Below are 16,249 nucleotides of genomic sequence, written 5' to 3'. Positions count from 1 at the left end.
CACCCGGCCGGGCTCACCCCGTGGTCGACCCGAACACCTCGTCGCGGACCGCGTCCAGGGCCGTGTGCAGGGCGCCGTGCAGCACCGGTTCCGACTCCACCTCGGTGATCACGACCTTCGGGGTGACCAGGGTGATCGCCGCCACCTCGCGCTCGACCCGCTCGGCCAGCCCGATGCCACCGGCCTGGCTCACCTCGCCGGCCAGCACCACCAACGGCGGGTCGAGGACCACGCACGTGGCGGCCACCCCGAGGGCCAGCTTCTCGGCCAGTTCGTCGAGAACCTGATCGCCGGCGTCGCCCGACTCGACAGCGGCCCGGATCACGTCGGACGCCTCGTTGCCGCGGAAGCCGTACTTCTTGCCGATCGCCTTGACCGCGTCGGCCCCCGCGATGCTCTGGAACGCACCGCGCACGCCGCCCTTCTGGGCCCGCTTCGACTGGTGGCGCGGCACCTCGGCGCCGGCTACCGGTAGATAGCCGATCTCGCCCGCGGCGCCTGTGGAACCCTGGTGGAGGCGGCCGTCGATGACGCTTGCCAGGCCGACGCCGCGGCCGATCCAGATCAGCACGAAGTCGCGCATGCCCTTGGCGGCACCGGCGCTCTGCTCGGCGATCGCGGCCAGGTTGACGTCGTTGCCGAAGACGACCGGGGTGCTCAGATCGCGGCGCAGGTCGTCGAGCAGGCCCCGGTGCCAGCGCGGCAGGTCCCACGCGAACGAGATCTCACCGCTGGCCGGGTCGACCAGACCGGGCGTGCCGAGCACGACCCGGCGCACCGAGGTCATGTCGGTGCCGGCCTCGGCCGCGGCCTGCACGACCGCGTTGTGCACGACTCCGACCGGGTCGTCGGTGTCCTTGGTGGACTGCTCGACGCGGCTGACGATGGCGCCGGTGATGTCGGCGCAGGCGGCGGCGACCCGCTCGGGGCCGACGTCGACGCCGATCACGTGGGCGCTACCCGGGGTGACCGCGTAGAGCTGCGCGTTCGGTCCGCGACCGCCGGCCTGCTCGCCGACCCGGCGCACGAGGCCCCGCTGTTCGAGGCGTTCCACCAGCTGCGATGCGGTGACCTTGCTCAGTCCGGTCATCTCGCCGAGCTGGGCCCGGGTCAGCGGACCCCGGTCGAGCAGCAGTTCCAGCGCCGCGCGGTCGTTGAGTGCGCGCAGCAGCCGGGGTGTGCCCGGAAGGCGGGTGGCGGCCATAACTACGTCCCCTAGTACCTAAAATTGCTTTCAGTTGGCTTTCCGAGCCCGACGCCGTAGCCGCAGGGTAACCGTCGGCATCGTAGCCGTCCGCAGTGCACGTCATCGACTCGGAGCGATCATGGCAGCTCGCGAGCCCAATCAGCCAGACTTGGGCCGTCGGAAGGACAGCATGGTCATCGATGAGGGTCTCCGCCGGCTCGCTCTCGGCACTCTTCTGGGGGCTTTTCCCGGCCCGACCGCACCCCCGTGGGCCCGGTCCCTGCTGGGCTCCGGCCTGGCGGGATTCACCCTGTTCGGTGGCAACGTCGACGGCTCGCCGAGCGCACTCACCGCGTCGCTGCGCGCGGTCCGCGACGACGTGATCGTGGCGATCGACGAGGAGGGCGGCGACGTCACCCGGCTCGACCACCGCACCGGCAGCCCCTATCCGGGCAACGCCGCCCTCGGCGCGATCGACGACCCGGAACTCACCCGGTCGATCTACTCCTCGATCGGGGCCTCGCTGGTGGCCGCGGGCATCACCCTCGACCTGGCCCCGGTGGTCGACGTGAACACCGCCGGCGACAACCCGGTGATCGGGACACGCTCGTTCGGCGCCTCGACCGACCTGGTGTCCCGGCACGCCGCGGCGGCCGTCACCGGGCTCCAGGAGGCCGGGGTGTCGGCCTGCGCGAAACACTTCCCGGGGCACGGCGCCACCATCGCCGACTCGCACCTGGCCCTGCCGACCGTCGACGCGTCGATCGACGTGTTGCGGGCGCGCGACCTGCCGCCGTTCGCCGCGGCCAGCCGAGCCGGGGTCCGCGCCGTCATGACGGCGCACATCCGGGTGCCGGCCCTCACCGGGCGCGATCCGGCCACCTTCAGCCGGGAAGCGCTCTCTCTGCTCCGTCGGGAGCAAGCCTTCGCCGGCGTCATCGTCACCGACGCACTCGAGATGAGCGGCGCGGTGCTGGCGGCGGGCGGGGTTCCGCAGGGGGCGGTGCGGGCCCTCGCGGCGGGCGCCGACCTGCTGTGCCTCGGTTCGCGCGGCTCGGCGGAGCTGATCGAGGCGGTCGCGGCGGAGATCGGCGCGGCCACCCGGGACGGGCGACTCGCGCTTGGGCGATTGGAAGAGGCGGTTTCCCGTACGGCGGAATTGACGTCCCCCGGCGCCCCCACCGGAAGAGCGCTTTCTCCCGACGACCGCTCGGGTTTGGTCGCCGCTCGGCGGGCCGTTCGGGTGCAGGGCGTGCTGGCCGGGCTCGAATCGCCGCTCGTGGTGCAGTTGGCGCCGGTCCACTCGGCCGCCGTCGGGCGGGTGCCGTGGGGCCTCGGTCCCCTCGTCGGCGACTCCCACCTCGAGGTCACCGGTGGCGCCGGGTCGGCCGAGGAGATCCTCGCCCGCGCCGCCGGGCGGCCGATCGTCCTGGTCGGCCGCCGCGTCCACCGCCTTCCCGAGGATCGGGCCCTGATCGAGGCGCTCGCGGCGGCCACCACCTTGGCAGTCGTCGAGATGGGGTGGCCCTCCTCCTGGCGGCCGATCGGCGTGCAGGCGTTCATCACCACCTACGGCGGGAGCCGGGCCAGTTCGATCGCCGCCGCCGAGGTTCTCGGGCTCGCCTGACTTCCAGATCACATTTCTTGAACGCGTTCAAGTTTGGCCTTACGCTGAGCGCGACATAGTTGAACACGTTCAAGAAAGGCGATCCGATGGCTCCGAAGGTCTGGATGTACCTGCTCTACCTCGCGGTCAGCATCGGCCTGACGGTCTGGGTGGCGACCACGCTCTCCCGCAACGGGCTGGTCTTCCTCGCCGACGTCTTCGCCGACACGAAGCTCGCCAAAGCCGTCAACCAACTGCTGGTGATGGGCTTCTACCTGCTGAACCTCGGTTACGTGACGTTCGCGATGCGGTCCAGCGCGCAGGTCGGAGACACCAGCGCGGCGCTCGAGACCCTCTCCACCAAGGTCGGCCTCGTCCTGCTGGTGCTCGGCATCCTGCACTTCTGCAATGTGTTCTTCCTCGGCCGCTACCGCCGCGGCCGGCTCCGCCACCAACAGGTCCAGCCGCCCCTCCCGCCGACCGGGCGCCTGCCGATGCACCCGGCCCGCCCATGACCACCGCGCACTCCGACCCGGCCGGTCACGGGGCCGGCCGGGTCGGGTCCTTCACGGTTCTCTACGACGAGGGCTGCCCGGTCTGTCGCACCGCTCATCGTTGGCTGGCGAGCCGGGCCCAGCTCGTACCCCTCAAGTTCGCTCCGGCCGGATCGCCCGACGCCCGCTCGCTCTTCCCCGGGCTTGACCATGCGGCCACGATGCGTGACCTCACGGTGGTCGCGGACGACGGCTCCTACTACTCCGGTGACGCGGCGTGGTTCGCCTGCCTGTGGGCGCTCACCGACTACCGGGCCACCGCCGAACGCTTCGCCCACCCCCGGCTGCTGCCGGGAGCCAGGCGCTTCATCGCCGCGATCTCCGCGGTTCGGGAGCGGACCCGATCCCCGGGGCCGGACCGGACAGGTACGGCGGACTACCGTGACCAATGTGACGACCGCTGCCGCTGACCCCACCGAGCCGGGCACCCCTGCCCCGACGCGGCAGGCCCGGGGCGAACAGACGCGCCAGCTGATCCTCGAGACGGCGCTGCGGTTGTTCCGCGAGCGGGGATACGCCGAGACGACCATGCGGGCCATCGCCAAGGAGGCGGGTGTCGCGGTCGGAAACGCGTATTACTACTTCGACTCCAAGGAACACCTGATCCAGGGGTTCTACGACCGCAATCAGGACGAGATGCGGGTCGCGTCGGTGCGGGTGCTCGCCGACGAGAAGGAGTTCGCGGCCCGCCTCCGTGGAGTCATGCACGTCGGGATCGACGTCAATGGGCCGTACCATTCCTTCGCCGCCACATTCTTCAAGTACGCGGCCGAGCCGTCCTCGCCCCTGAGCCCGTTCTCCAGCGCCTCCTCGCCGGCCCGCGACGCGTCGATCGCGATCTTCCGGGACGTGCTCGACGGCTCGACCGTCAAACTCGACCCCGAGCTCCGCAAGGAACTGCCGGAACTGCTGTGGCTCGGCTGGATGGGCGTGATCCTGTTCTGGGTCTACGACAAATCACCCGACCAGCGCCGCACCCGACGCCTGATCGACGGCGCGGTGCCGCTGATCGACCGCATGGTGAGCCTGTCCCGGCTGCGCGTCCTGCGCCCGGCGCTCCGCCAGATCCTGGCCCTGATCGAGTCCGTCCGCCGCGACGACTGATCACCCTGCGTGACACCCGAAGTCCCATTAAGCCCCGGTGTCCGGTGATTTCCGGATCTGTCGCCTATGTTGGCCTGCCCGAACGGCCATTTCGAGCATTCCCCGCTTCCGCCCGCACCAAGCCGGCACGTAGCGTGATGTCCGCAGGCGGATCTGGGGAACGTTGCGGGGCCCTCGGACTAACGGGACCAGCCCGAGTCCCGCGGCAACGGTGAGCCGGGCGCGACAGACTTCGGGAGCAGTCCGACGCAGCCCGGCTCACACCGTTTCAGCCGCTCCGCCGCCGCACCCAGAACACCGCCGCGGCCACCCCGCCAAGCAGCACCAGTCCCCCGCCGATCAACGCCGGCACCAGCACCCCGACCGGCTTCGGCAGACCGTCCGACTCGGCGCCCACCGGCGGCGCCGCCTGCGTCGGCACAGCCGACGCCACTCCACCACTGGGCAGCGGCGCCACGTCGGCGGTAAGAGCTTTGACCACATTCAACAGCCCATAGCCGTACGCGTCGTCGCGCCCAGCCGGCCCAGCATCATCCGCCGTCGCCGTAAGCCGATGCACGACCTCCGCCGCACTCAGGCCCGGAAATTTCGCCCGAACCAGAGCCGCCGCCCCACTGACAATCGCGGTCGCATCACTGGTCCCGCCGCTGACCTCATAGCCCCCGCCCTTGGCAGTGCTCATGATCTGGCCCCCCGGAGCCGCAAGATCGACGTGCGGGCCGACGATCGAGATCGAGGCGATTTTTCGGTCTTTGCCATACGCCCCGACCGCCAAGACTTCGAGATATCTCCCCGGGTATTGACCAGCCGAGTTTCCGATTGCGTCGTCGTTTCCAGCGGCAGCGACCAAGACGATGTCGGCCGCTTGAGCCTTGCGGATCGCCGCGTGCACAGTCTCGTCATCAGCTCCGCCGAACGACATGTTGATCACGCCGACGTGTCTTTGAATGGCGAAGTCGACCGCTTTCGCGATGTAGGAGGACGGTTTGAAGCCGCTACCTCCCGTGGCGATGGGAAGAATCTTGGCCGCTGGCGCGATGCCCAGCACTCCGGCACCAGAACCGTGACCCCGCCCAGCCACAATTCCGGCCATAGCGGTGCCGTGGCCGTCCACGTCCTCGGTGCCCTTGGTGCCGGACAGGTCGCTCTCAACAGTATTGAGGCCGGGAAGCAGCGCATCAGCAAGATCAGGGTGATCGGGATCGACGCCAGTGTCGATCAATGCGACAGTTACACCCGCACCCTTAGTGATCTTGTGTGCCTCGGCGACTTTCAGATCGCCGAGGTACCACTGTCGATCCCGGGTCGTATCCGCCATCGCTGGAGCTCCGGTTACCGCCACCATCGTGAGGGCGACCGCAGCACCAGCCATGAAACCTCGGATCATCGGCCGAAACCAAGTACGCCGAAACCCGGATCGTGCCAGACCTTGGTGTCGTCCGGAGCGATCACCGGCGCTACCCCCTCGGCGGTCTCCCACTGCTCATCTGCTTCGCCGGCGATCAGGGAATCACCATTCTCGCCTCGTGTGCCCCGTCGACCTGGCTGACCTTCGAGCGGCATCTGGCCCGCGACCGCCCCGCGGCCACCAGCTAGCCCTCCCTCGCCCAGCACCGCGCCGGACGGCAGACCCCGACGTATCGACACGGCACGTCGCGAGCTTGCCGCCGCTCGGCCACCGGGAACCCCGGGTATGCCGAATCCGAGCCCTCCGCCGGCGCCGAGGCCACCGCCCGCGATCAGTCCCACTCCGGCAGGCAACTGCCCCGGTATTCCCCCGGAACCTGTGCCTGTGCTGGTCGGCAACCCCAATGTGGAGGTCGGGCTGGTCAACGGGGCAGGTGGCGGTGTCGCGACGACACCGCTGAGACCCGGGCCGATACCCAGCGATGGATCAGTGATCGAACCAGAGCCGGACCCACCGGTCTCCGAGCCGGCAATCGGATCCGGCAGAACCGGGTCGTGCGGCACCGGGACTTCTATTGGTGTCGCTCGCACCGTCGAACCGGAGCCGGAAGCGCTCGCCGCCGAACTGCCGCCGTGGGGATCGGGTATGCCGGGGCCGTCGTTGGCAGCCGGTTTCAAGGCGTACAGCGCGGGTGCGGTGATCTGTTTGCTGTGGTCGGCGATTGCGGCTTCCATCTCGCGCATCGCCTGCTGGGCCTTGGCGTCGTATTCGTCTTCGGCGTGGTCGATGAAGCGCGGCATGATGTCGGTGCTCACCGATGCGCGGCCGGCGCCCAGTTCGCGGACGTCGGCTTGGGCCTTGCTGATTGCCGCCATGACGCCGCGCAGCCCGGCATGTGTGTTGGCGGCGGCGGTCATCGTCTCCTTCATCGAGTCGAGGAGGACGTCGATCTGGCTGAGGAAGGTGACGGCTGAGTCGTTGCGCTCCGGGGGCCAGGCGTCGGCGAGTTTGCGGCCGGCCGTCTGGAGGCGGGTGTGCTGGTCGTTCACCGCGGTGGCCAGTGAGTCCCAGGCCAGTACGCGGTCGGCGCCGGTGCAGACGTTGTCGGGCTCGAGCATCTGCTGGATGGCCGGCAAGTTGTAGTTGTTCCAGTTTGCCGGCATCAGGCGGGCCCGCCGTCGGGGTCCAGGGTCAGCGCTCGGTTGGCTGCTGCCGTGGCGGTGGCCATCAGGTATTCGACCTGCTGCTGGGCCTGTTTGGAGTTCAGGTCCACGGTGGAGAACTGTTGGGCTATCTGCTCGGCGACCTCGGCCAGGATGCCGGCGGCGGTCTGGTAGGCGCGCAGGTTGGCTTCGGCGTGGGCCAGGGCCTCGGCGTAGCGGACTTTGGCCTGGGTGACGATGTCGCTCGGCGTCATGCGGGAGCCGAAGCCGACGCCCTGGCGGTGCAGGTCGGCGCCGCGGCCGGCGATGTCGGCGAAGCCATTGGTGGCCTGTTTCTGCATGCCTGTTCCGAAGTCACCGACCCCGTCGGTGTCTATCTGCACTCCGCCGGCCACGTTTCCTCCCCGTTCCCGAACCGCGACTGTCCATCATATCGATGGGGCCGCGTGCGCTCTGCCCTGTTCTACACACGACGGAAGTGGCGGTCGGGTTCGAAACGGCGCAGGCGCAGGCTGTTGAGGACGACGAAGATCGAGCTCAACGCCATCGTGGCGCCGGCGATCATCGGGTTGAGCAGGCCGGCGGCGGCCAGGGGCAGGGCGGCGACGTTGTACGCGAACGCCCAGAACAGGTTGCCTCGGATGATGGCCAGGGTGCGACGGGAGAGGCGTACGGCGTCGACCGCCGCGGTCAGGTCGTCGCGCACCAGGGTCAGGTCGGAGGCCTGGATGGCCACGTCGGTGCCGGCTCCCATGGCGAGGCCCAGGTCGGACTGGGCCAGGGCGGCGGCGTCGTTCACCCCGTCGCCGACCATCGCGACCGTGCGGCCGTTCGCCTGCAGGCGTTTGACCACCTCGACTTTGCCGGCCGGGAGGACGCCCGCGAATACCTGGGTGATGCCGACCTCGGCCGCTACGGCGTCGGCCACCTCCGCCGCGTCGCCGGTGACCAGCATCGGTTCGAGGCCGAGGCGGCGGAGCGAGGCGATGGCGGCGGCGCTGGTCGGGCGTACGGCATCGGCAAGCGCAAGCCATCCGCGCACCGTGCCCTCGGCGCGGACCTCGACCCAGGTCGCCGCGGCCGGGAGGTTCTGGTGGGGCCGCATGGTGGGCGAGTCGGCCGCGACGGTGGCCGTGCCGACCTCGACGAGCAGGCCGTCGACCCGGCCGCGCACCCCGACGCCGGCGGTTGCCCGGAATTCGGTCACCGGGGGCAGCGGGCCGGCGGATCGGGCCGCCGCGGTGATGGCCCGGCCGAGCGGGTGTTCCGAGGCGGCCTCGACGGCACCGGCCAACCGCAGAAGTTGATCTTCACTCGAGGAGGCGGCGGGCACGACGCTCACCACCGACATCCGGCCGGTCGTGACGGTGCCGGTCTTGTCGAGCACGATCGTGTCGACGCGACGCGTTGATTCGAGCGCCTCGACGCCGCGGATCAGGATGCCGAGCTGGGCGCCCCGCCCGGTGCCGACCAGCAGGGCGGTCGGGGTGGCCAGGCCGAGGGCGCAGGGGCAGGCGATGATCAGTACGGCCACGGCGGCGGTGAAGGCGGCCGAGGCGCCGTGGCCGGTGCCGAGCCAGAAGCCGAGGGTGCCGGCGGCCAGCAGGAGCACGACCGGGACGAAGATCGCGGAGATGCGGTCGGCCAGGCGCTGGACCGCCGCTTTGCCGTTCTGTGCGTCCTCGACCAGGCGGGCCATCTGGGCGAGCTGGGTGTCGGCGCCGACCTTGGTGGCGCGCACCACGAGACGACCGCCGGCGTTGAGGGTCGCGCCGGTCACCGGATCACCGACACGCACTTCGACCGGCACCGATTCGCCCGTCAGCAGGCTCAGGTCCAGGGCGGACGCGCCGTCCAGAACCACGCCGTCGGTGGCGACCTTCTCCCCCGGGCGTACCAGAAAATGGTCACCGACCCGCAAGTCGGACGCGGGGATCTCGCGCTCCCGGCCGTCCCGCCGGACCGTGACCGTCTTCGCGCCCAGCTCGAGCAGCGCTCGCAGAGCGTCCCCGGCGCGGCGCTTGGCCCGCGCCTCCAGATAGCGCCCGGCCAGCAGGAACGTGGTCACCCCGGCGGCGGCCTCGAGATAGATGGCGTCGCCCGCACTCGCGGTGAGGGAGAACGGGTGGGTCATGCCGGGCATCCCGGCGTCGCCGAGGAACAGGGCCCAGAGCGACCAGCCGTACGCGGCCAGCGTGCCGACCGAGACGAGCGTGTCCATGGCGGCGGCCCCGTGCCGCAGGTTGACGAAGGCGGCCCGGTGGAACGGCCAGCCACCGTAGACGACAACGGGTGAGGCGAGCACGAGCGACAGCCACTGCCAGTAGTCGAACTGCCAGGCCGGAACCATCGCCAGAACGACCACCGGGAGGCTCAGCACGGCCGAGATGATCAGGCGGTCCCGAAGTGGATCACGGGTCTCCGGTTGCTCCGGGGCGGCCGAGGGCTCGGCCGCGGTGTATCCCGTCTTCTCCACCACGGCGATGAGGTCCGCGACGGAGACCGACGACGGCACCGTCGCCCGCGCCTTCTCGGTCGCGTAGTTCACGGTCGCGGTCACGCCGTCGAGCCGGTTCAGCTTCTTCTCGATCCGGCTGGCACACGACGCGCACGTCATGCCGCCGATCTCGAGTTCGATCACCTGGGGCACGGGTCCTACTGTATACCCCCCTGGGGTACAGCTCCCAGCACCGCCGCCGTCCCTGCCACCAGCACGTTCAATCCGTGCTCGAACACCTCGTCGGGCTCGCGATATCCGCCGGAGCGGAACGCCTCGCTCAGCGTCGGCAACGTCGCCAGCAGTTCCACCTCGGCCGCACTCGGCGGCCCGATCCGGGCCTGCTCCTGGAGCACGAAACCGTTCGTGTAGTCGCCGACCGTCATGATCGTGCGCAAGGCGAGCGCGGCCGGAAACCCGATCCGGACCATCGCGGCCAGCTCCTGCTCGAAGCCGGCGAGCGCCCCCGGCGCCCGCCGGGCCGAGGTGACCAGGCGGGCGCCGTCCCGGTGCGAGAGCAGACTCTTCCGGTACGCCCGAGCCCGCCGCCGAATCCAGTCGGGCCAACTCTCGCCGTCCCGCGGCGGACCCATCCCGGCCGACGTGATGACCGCCGAGGCCATCCCGTCGAGGAGTTCCTGCTTCGTCTTGACGTGCCAGTAGAGCGCCGGGGACTGCACGCCCAGTTCGGTGGCGAGCCGGCGGACGCTCAGCCCGTCGAGGCCGACCTCGTCCAGCAGGCGCAACCCGGCCTCGATCAGCACTTCTCGCGACAAGCCCTTCACGGCCCCACCTTAGCAGTGCTAAATTCGCCTCCTTAGCAGTGCTAAGGAGGCGAGATGGAGATCGCGGACGAGGGCAGCGGGCGCCCCATCCTGGTCGTGCACGGCGGCATGGGCGACCTGTCGAGCTGGCGGAAGGTGACCGAACGGCTGCGCGGCCGCTTCCGCACGATCCGGGTGCACCGGCGGCAATACCGCCTGGACATGCCCCGCAAGGTGACGATGGCCGACGAGGTGGCCGAGACGAACACCGTGGTGGAGCGGTCGATAATTGTCGGCCACTCGTCCGGCGCGGTCCTCGCCCTCGAGGCTCTCGTGGCCGACCCGGGCCGCTACACGGCTGCGGTCCTCTACGAGCCACCGGTGGTGATCGACCGCCCGCTCGGTGGCGACCGGGTCGTCCGGGCCCGCGCCGCCCTCGCCGCCGGCCGACCCGGCGACGCCTGGGCGATCTTCATGCGCGAGATCGCCGGCCTGTGGAATCCGATATTCGCGCTGGCCCGGTTCACGATCAACCGCAACCGCACCATCGCGCCGCTCATCGAGCGCCAACTCGACGACAACGACGCGATCGACGAGCTGGGCAACCGCCTCGACGTCTACCGGACGATCGACGTCCCGGTGCTGCTGATCGCGGGCGAGCGCAGCCCGCGACACCTCCTCGACCGCCTCGACGCCCTCCAGGCGGTGCTGCCCCGGGCTCGCCGGGTCACGCTGCCCGGCGAGGGACACACCGCCGAACGCTCGGCCCCGGCGAAACTGGCCGAGGCGATCGCCGAGTTCGCCGAGTCACTGGAGTCAGGTGATCCACCGAGCCGGCCCGATGCGTGATGCACCGAGCCGGCCCGAAAGAATCAGCCGACCGCTGACGAGGTCTTCACCATCGTGCGGATCTGGCGCAGCAACACCGAGAGGGCGGCCAACTCGGCGGGCGTGTCGTGCACGTTGCCCATCGCGTTGGACGCCCGCGCGATCGAGGCCGCGTTCTCGTGCTCCCACTGCGAGACCCGGTCGGGCGCCGGCAGTTCGGACGGCGTCGACTTGAGCACCTCGATGGTGAGGGCGGCCAGCGCGGCGTACAGGTCGTAACGCAACGCCATCCGGGCCAGGGTCTCCCAGCGGTCGCCGCGCGGCAGCTTCGAGATGTGCGACAGCAGCAGGTCGAATTGGAACCGCTCGGACAGGACGAAGTAGACCTGGGCCACCTCGGTCGGGTCGCGGTCGGTCACCGCGCTCGCGGTGAGGATGTCGAGCAGGCCGAAACCGTAGTTGCACCAGGTGACCCGCTCCGCCAGGTCCATCGGCACGTCCTTGTTGACCAGGGTGGCGACGTGTTCGTCCATCGACCGCCGCTCGGCCCCGATCAGCACCGAGTGCAGCTCCGGCAGCTGGGCCCGGACGCCGGGCCGGAGCTTGGCGATCTCGCCGGCCACGTCGAGCGGCGAGCGGCGGGTGCTCACCAGCCAGCGGACCGCCCGGTCGAGCAGCCGGCGCGACTCCAGGAAGACGAGCGTCTGCGCGGACGTCGGCACACGGTTGTCGAGGGCCTCGGCGTCGGCCCAGATCTCGGGCAGACCGTAGGCCTCACGGACCACCACGTACGCCCGGATGACGTCGGCCGCGGACGCACCGCTCTCCTCCATCGCCCGGTAGACGAACGACGTACCGCCGCGGTTGACCACCTCGTTGACCAGCGACGTGGAAATGATCTCGCGGCGCAGCCGGTGGCCGGCCATCCGGCCGGCGAAGCGCTCGCGCAGCGGCGTCGGGAAATAGCGGGCCAGTACGTCGTTGGTCCAAGCCTCGTCGACCAGTTCGTCGGCGAGCACGTCGCGTTCGAGCGAGATCTTGACGTACGAGAGCAGGACCGCGAACTCGGGTGCGGTCAGGCCCTCGCCGTTCTCGTAGCGGGTGGCCAGTTCGGCGTCGGACGGCAACGCCTCCAGCTCCCGGTTGAGCTGACCGCTCGCTTCGAGGTCGTCGAGCATGCGCCGGTGCACCGGCAGCAGCGAGTGGGCCTGCGCCCGGGCGTTGCCGAGCGCCATCGCCTGCTCGTAGTTGTCGCGCAGCACCAGCGCCGCGACCTCGTCGGTCATCTGGGCCAGCAGCTCGTCCCGCTCGGGCAGCGTCATCTCGCCCTCGGTGACCGCGCCGCCGAGCAAAATCTTGATGTTGACCTCGTGGTCGGAGCAGTCGACACCGGCCGTGTTGTCGATGAAGTCGGTGTAGATGCGGCCGCCGGTGAGCGCGAACTCGATGCGCCCGCGCTGGGTGAGGCCGAGGTTGCCGCCCTCGCCGACCACCTTGACCCGCAGCTGCGACCCGTTGACGCGGATCGCGTCGTTGGTCTTGTCGCCGACGTCGGCGTGCGTCTCGCCGACCGCCTTGACATAGGTCCCGATGCCACCGTTGAACAGCAGGTCGACCGGGGCCCGCAGGATGGCCCGCATCAGGTCGACCGGGCTGATCGTGACCGCCTCGCCGAGGTCGAGCGCGGCCCGCACCTCGGGAGTCACCGGAATCGACTTGGCGGTCCGCGGATAGACCCCGCCGCCGGGACTGATCAGCTCGCGGGAGTAGTCGTCCCACGAGGACCGCGGAAGGTCGAACAGCCGCTTGCGTTCGGCGAACGAGGCCGCGGCGTCGGGCTCCGGATCGAGGAAGATGTGCCGGTGGTCGAACGCCGCCACCAGCCGGATGTGCCGTGACAGCAGCATCCCGTTGCCGAAGACGTCGCCGCTCATGTCGCCGACACCGACCACCGTGAAGTCCTCGGTCTGGGTGTCGACGCCCAGGTCGCGGAAGTGCTTCTTGACCGACTCCCACGCCCCGCGCGCGGTGATGCCCATCTTCTTGTGGTCGTAGCCGGCCGAGCCGCCGCTGGCGAACGCGTCGCCGAGCCAGAACTCCTTGCCCACCGAGATCGCGTTGGCGATGTCGGAGAACGTCGCCGTGCCCTTGTCGGCCGCGACCACCAGGTAGGGGTCGTCGTGGTCGTGGCGCACCACGTCCCGCGGCGGGATGATCTTGCCGGCGTGGATGTTGTCGGTGACGTCGAGCAGGGCGGTGATGAACTGCTGGTAGCACTCGACCGCCTCGTCGCGGTCTCCCGGCTTCTGCTTGAGCACGAAACCGCCCTTGGCGCCCACCGGCACGATCACGGCGTTCTTCACCATCTGCGCCTTGACCAGGCCGAGGATCTCGGTGCGGAAGTCCTCGCGCCGGTCCGACCAGCGCAGGCCGCCCCGGGCGACCGCGCCGAAGCGCAGGTGCACGCCCTCGAACCGGGGCGAGTAGACGAAGATCTCGTACTTCGGCCTCGGCTGCGGCAGGTCGGGAATGGCCTGCGGGTCGAGCTTGAAGGCCACGTAGGACTTCGGCCGGCCGTCGGCGCCGCGCTGGAAGAAGCTGGTGCGCAAGGTCGCCTGGATCAGCGTCAGGTAGGAGCGCAGGATGCGGTCCTGGTCGAGGCTGTCCACCCCGTCCAGCAGCTCGGTGATCTTCTCGACCAGCTCGGTAGCGAGCCGGCCGCGCTCCGTCGTGCCGCCCAGAACCTGGGGCGAGAAACGGGTCTCGAACAGCGTGACCAGCAGGCGGGCCAGCTCCGGGTAGGCGATGAAAGTCGACTCGATGTAACGCTGCGAGAAGACCCCGCCGGCTTGGCGCTGATATTTGGCGTACGCGCGGAGCACCACCACCTGGCGCCAGGTGAGCCCGGCCCGCAGCACCAGCTCGTTGAACCCGTCGACCTCGGCCTCGCCCCGCCAGGCGGCCGCGAACGCGTTCTCCACCTGCGGCCGCACCTCGGCCAGCTCGCGGTGCGCGGCCGGCGGGAGCAGCCCGAAGTCGTACAGGTAGACGGTGCCGTCGGCGCGGCGGATCTCGTACGGCCGCTCGTCGACCACCTGGACGCCGAGCGAGTGCAGCACCGGCAGGACGGCCGAGAGCATCATCGGCTCGCCGTACCGGTAGACCTTGAACCGCACGTCGTGGTCGTCGGGCTCGGGTTCGCCGCCCTTGCCCGGGTGCCGTTTGCGGTAGAGGTGCATCTCCAGCTGGCCGCGCTCCTCGAGCAGCTCCAGCTTGGCGAGATCCTGCATGCCCTCGTACGGCGTGTGGCCGTCCTTGTAGCTGTCCGGGTAGGCCGTCGCGTAGCGGCCGAACAGGTCCCGGGCCGGCTCCTCGCCGAGCTTGCGCTCCAGCACCAGGGAGAAGTCGTCGTCCCACATGCGGGTCGCGTCGGCGAGCATCTCGGCGAGGCTGTTGGGGTCGACCTGGCCGGGCGGGTCGGACGGGTCGGTGCGCACGATGAAATGCACCCGGGCCAGCATCCGCTCGGTCACCCGGGTCGTGTAGTCGACGCCGATGCCGTTCAGCTCACGGAGCAGGATCTCCTGCATGAGCAGGCGGTTACCGGTGGTGAAGCGGTCACGCGGCAGGTAGATGAGGCAGGAGATGAACCGGCCGTACCCGTCCCGGCGCAGGAAAAGCCGCAGCTGACGACGGCCCGCCATGCGCAGCACGCCGATCACGGCCTCGTAGAGGTCGTCCGTCTTGATCTGGAAGAGCTCGTCGCGCGGGTAGGTCTCGAGGATCTGCAGCAGGTCCTTGCCGGAGTGGCCGCGCGGGGACAGGCCCGAGCGGTCCATCACCTCCATCACCTTGCGCTTGACCACCGGCAGCTCGCGCACGCTGGTGCGATAGGCCGAACTGGAGAAAAGTCCGAGGAACCGGCGCTCGCCGATCACCTCGCCGCGGTCGTTGAACGTCTTCACGCCGATGTAGTCGAGGTAGGCCGAGCGGTGCACCGTCGCCCGCGAGTTGGCCTTGGTGATCACCAGCAGTCGTTTCTCGAGCGAGCGCTGGTAGGCCTCGGGCGTCATCGACGACAGCCGGCGCGGAGTCGAGTCGCCCCGCAGAATGCCCAGCCCGGAACCGTCGACCGCCTTCAGGATGTCGCCGGCCAGCCGGTATTCCCGGTAGCCGAGGAACGTGAAGTGGTCGGCGGCCAGCCACTTGAGCAGCTCAGTGGTGTCCGTGACGTCCTTGTCCGGCACCGGCAGCTTGGCTTCCGAGCCCCGCGCCGCGGCCAGCTCGTCGGCGATCACCAGGGCCCGCTGACGCATCCGCGGCCAGTCCTCGACCGCCTCGCGCACATCGGTCAACACCCGGCGAACCTCGTTGTGCAGCTGCTCGCGAGCCTCCTCGCGGCGAACCGGGTCGATCTCGATCCGGATCCAGCTCTCCACCAGATCGCCGTCGATCGCGTCGTCCGGTTCCACGTCGGCGCACAGCTCGGCCATCGCACCCAGCGGTTCCCGGCGCACCACGATCAACGGGTGCACCATGAGATGCACCTGGAGTTGATGAGCGGTGAGGAGGGAGACCACGGAATCGACCAGGAACGGCATGTCGTCGGTGACGATCTGCACGACCGTGTGGCACTCCTGGCCGGTCGGCGGCGTGATCGCCAGCTTCAGCTCGCCCGGCAGCCGCTCGGCGGCCAGCTCGCGGTGCGCCACGGCGGCGTCGAACATCTCACTCGCGTCGAGCCCGACCAGTTCCTCGTCGGGCGCGAACCGCCAGAACCGGCCGACCAGCGACGCCGTCGCATGGTCGGAGCCGGCCACCTCGACGGCTTGGGCGACCAGGTGCTCGCTGTTCGGCATCGGCTCGTCGATCTCACCGTCCTCGGACGCGCCGAGGCGGCCGGTGAGGGCCAGCCCGGGTCCTTGGGATAGATCCATCGAGTCGGCGATCGGATCGGACTCCGTCGCAGCCTCGTCGGCGACAGACATGGCCAGGCGCTCCCCTCACCCACGACACTGTGGGTTCGAACGTGTCGCCCACAGCCTACGGCTGACACAACGCGCCCGGATCACACCCGTGGTGGGTTGGGGCCGAACCGAGCCGAATTCGCCCCACGTCACCCCTGCCGGGTCCACATGA

The 16,249-nt window shown here is 70.0% G+C and carries 12 protein-coding genes; 5 read left to right on the top strand and 7 right to left on the bottom strand.

Going from position 1 to position 16,249, the window contains the following annotated elements; genetic code table 11:
• Positions 1 to 13: 13 nt before the first annotated feature.
• On the bottom strand, positions 14 to 1,204 hold the full coding sequence (locus Afe05nite_RS04130; RefSeq protein WP_203815584.1) for an ROK family transcriptional regulator: 1,191 nt from the start codon (positions 1,202 to 1,204) through the stop codon (positions 14 to 16).
• 172 nt (positions 1,205 to 1,376) lie between these two features.
• Here Afe05nite_RS04130 and Afe05nite_RS04125 point away from each other — a divergent pair, with 172 nt between their 5' ends.
• The 4 genes from Afe05nite_RS04125 to Afe05nite_RS04110 all read left to right on the top strand — a co-directional run bounded on the left by Afe05nite_RS04125 (position 1,377) and on the right by Afe05nite_RS04110 (position 4,450).
• A complete protein-coding gene (locus Afe05nite_RS04125; protein WP_203815583.1) occupies positions 1,377 to 2,813 on the top strand; it encodes a glycoside hydrolase family 3 protein in 1,437 nt (478 codons plus the stop codon).
• An 86-nt stretch (positions 2,814 to 2,899) separates the two neighbouring features.
• Positions 2,900 to 3,307, top strand: a complete 408-nt coding sequence (locus Afe05nite_RS04120) for a hypothetical protein (protein WP_203815582.1) — start codon at positions 2,900 to 2,902, stop codon at positions 3,305 to 3,307.
• Positions 3,304 to 3,756, top strand: a complete 453-nt coding sequence (locus Afe05nite_RS04115) for a thiol-disulfide oxidoreductase DCC family protein (RefSeq protein ID WP_203815581.1) — start codon at positions 3,304 to 3,306, stop codon at positions 3,754 to 3,756. Before Afe05nite_RS04120 ends, Afe05nite_RS04115 begins: the two co-directional genes overlap by 4 nt.
• Positions 3,737 to 4,450 (top strand): TetR/AcrR family transcriptional regulator, encoded by a 714-nt coding sequence (locus tag Afe05nite_RS04110; RefSeq protein ID WP_203815580.1) that lies wholly within the window; start codon positions 3,737 to 3,739, stop codon positions 4,448 to 4,450. Before Afe05nite_RS04115 ends, Afe05nite_RS04110 begins: the two co-directional genes overlap by 20 nt.
• A 268-nt stretch (positions 4,451 to 4,718) precedes the next feature.
• Here Afe05nite_RS04110 and Afe05nite_RS04105 read toward each other — a convergent pair whose 3' ends face one another.
• The 5 genes from Afe05nite_RS04105 to Afe05nite_RS04085 form a co-directional block, all read right to left on the bottom strand.
• Positions 4,719 to 5,837: a S8 family serine peptidase gene (locus Afe05nite_RS04105; RefSeq protein ID WP_203815579.1), complete on the bottom strand. Its 1,119-nt coding sequence runs from the start codon at positions 5,835 to 5,837 to the stop codon at positions 4,719 to 4,721.
• A complete protein-coding gene (locus tag Afe05nite_RS04100; protein WP_203815578.1) occupies positions 5,834 to 7,021 on the bottom strand; it encodes a hypothetical protein in 1,188 nt (395 codons plus the stop codon). Before Afe05nite_RS04100 ends, Afe05nite_RS04105 begins: the two co-directional genes overlap by 4 nt.
• Positions 7,021 to 7,416 (bottom strand): hypothetical protein, encoded by a 396-nt coding sequence (locus tag Afe05nite_RS04095; RefSeq protein ID WP_203815577.1) that lies wholly within the window; start codon positions 7,414 to 7,416, stop codon positions 7,021 to 7,023. Before Afe05nite_RS04095 ends, Afe05nite_RS04100 begins: the two co-directional genes overlap by 1 nt.
• A gap of 68 nt (positions 7,417 to 7,484) precedes the next feature.
• Positions 7,485 to 9,638, bottom strand: a complete 2,154-nt coding sequence (locus Afe05nite_RS04090; protein ID WP_203815636.1) for a heavy metal translocating P-type ATPase — start codon at positions 9,636 to 9,638, stop codon at positions 7,485 to 7,487.
• A 38-nt stretch (positions 9,639 to 9,676) separates the two neighbouring features.
• A complete protein-coding gene (locus Afe05nite_RS04085; protein WP_203815576.1) occupies positions 9,677 to 10,303 on the bottom strand; it encodes a TetR/AcrR family transcriptional regulator C-terminal domain-containing protein in 627 nt (208 codons plus the stop codon).
• Between the two features lie 54 nt (positions 10,304 to 10,357).
• Here Afe05nite_RS04085 and Afe05nite_RS04080 point away from each other — a divergent pair, with 54 nt between their 5' ends.
• Positions 10,358 to 11,131 carry an alpha/beta fold hydrolase gene (locus Afe05nite_RS04080; protein ID WP_203815575.1) on the top strand — a complete coding sequence of 258 codons (774 nt, stop codon included), beginning with the start codon at positions 10,358 to 10,360 and terminating at the stop codon, positions 11,129 to 11,131.
• 23 nt (positions 11,132 to 11,154) lie between these two features.
• Here Afe05nite_RS04080 and Afe05nite_RS04075 read toward each other — a convergent pair whose 3' ends face one another.
• Entirely contained in the window at positions 11,155 to 16,098 is a 4,944-nt protein-coding gene (locus Afe05nite_RS04075; RefSeq protein ID WP_203815574.1) for an NAD-glutamate dehydrogenase, read from the bottom strand.
• Positions 16,099 to 16,249 lie beyond the last annotated feature (151 nt).

The organism is Paractinoplanes ferrugineus, assembly GCF_016862195.1.
GTDB classification, from domain to species: domain Bacteria; phylum Actinomycetota; class Actinomycetes; order Mycobacteriales; family Micromonosporaceae; genus Actinoplanes; species Actinoplanes ferrugineus.
Note: the sequence above shows the minus strand (reverse complement) of the source record. Positions and strands in the feature narration are given on the sequence as shown.

Coding starts and splice junctions, on each gene's coding strand:
- Afe05nite_RS04100 (WP_203815578.1), bottom strand. CDS start 7,021: ATGCCGGCAAACTGGAACAACTACAACTTGCCGGCCATCCAGCAGATG.
- Afe05nite_RS04120 (WP_203815582.1), top strand. CDS start 2,900: ATGGCTCCGAAGGTCTGGATGTACCTGCTCTACCTCGCGGTCAGCATC.
- Afe05nite_RS04080 (WP_203815575.1), top strand. CDS start 10,358: ATGGAGATCGCGGACGAGGGCAGCGGGCGCCCCATCCTGGTCGTGCAC.
- Afe05nite_RS04115 (WP_203815581.1), top strand. CDS start 3,304: ATGACCACCGCGCACTCCGACCCGGCCGGTCACGGGGCCGGCCGGGTC.
- Afe05nite_RS04125 (WP_203815583.1), top strand. CDS start 1,377: ATGGTCATCGATGAGGGTCTCCGCCGGCTCGCTCTCGGCACTCTTCTG.
- Afe05nite_RS04090 (WP_203815636.1), bottom strand. CDS start 9,638: ATGACGTGCGCGTCGTGTGCCAGCCGGATCGAGAAGAAGCTGAACCGG.
- Afe05nite_RS04130 (WP_203815584.1), bottom strand. CDS start 1,204: ATGGCCGCCACCCGCCTTCCGGGCACACCCCGGCTGCTGCGCGCACTC.
- Afe05nite_RS04105 (WP_203815579.1), bottom strand. CDS start 5,837: ATGATCCGAGGTTTCATGGCTGGTGCTGCGGTCGCCCTCACGATGGTG.
- Afe05nite_RS04075 (WP_203815574.1), bottom strand. CDS start 16,098: ATGTCTGTCGCCGACGAGGCTGCGACGGAGTCCGATCCGATCGCCGAC.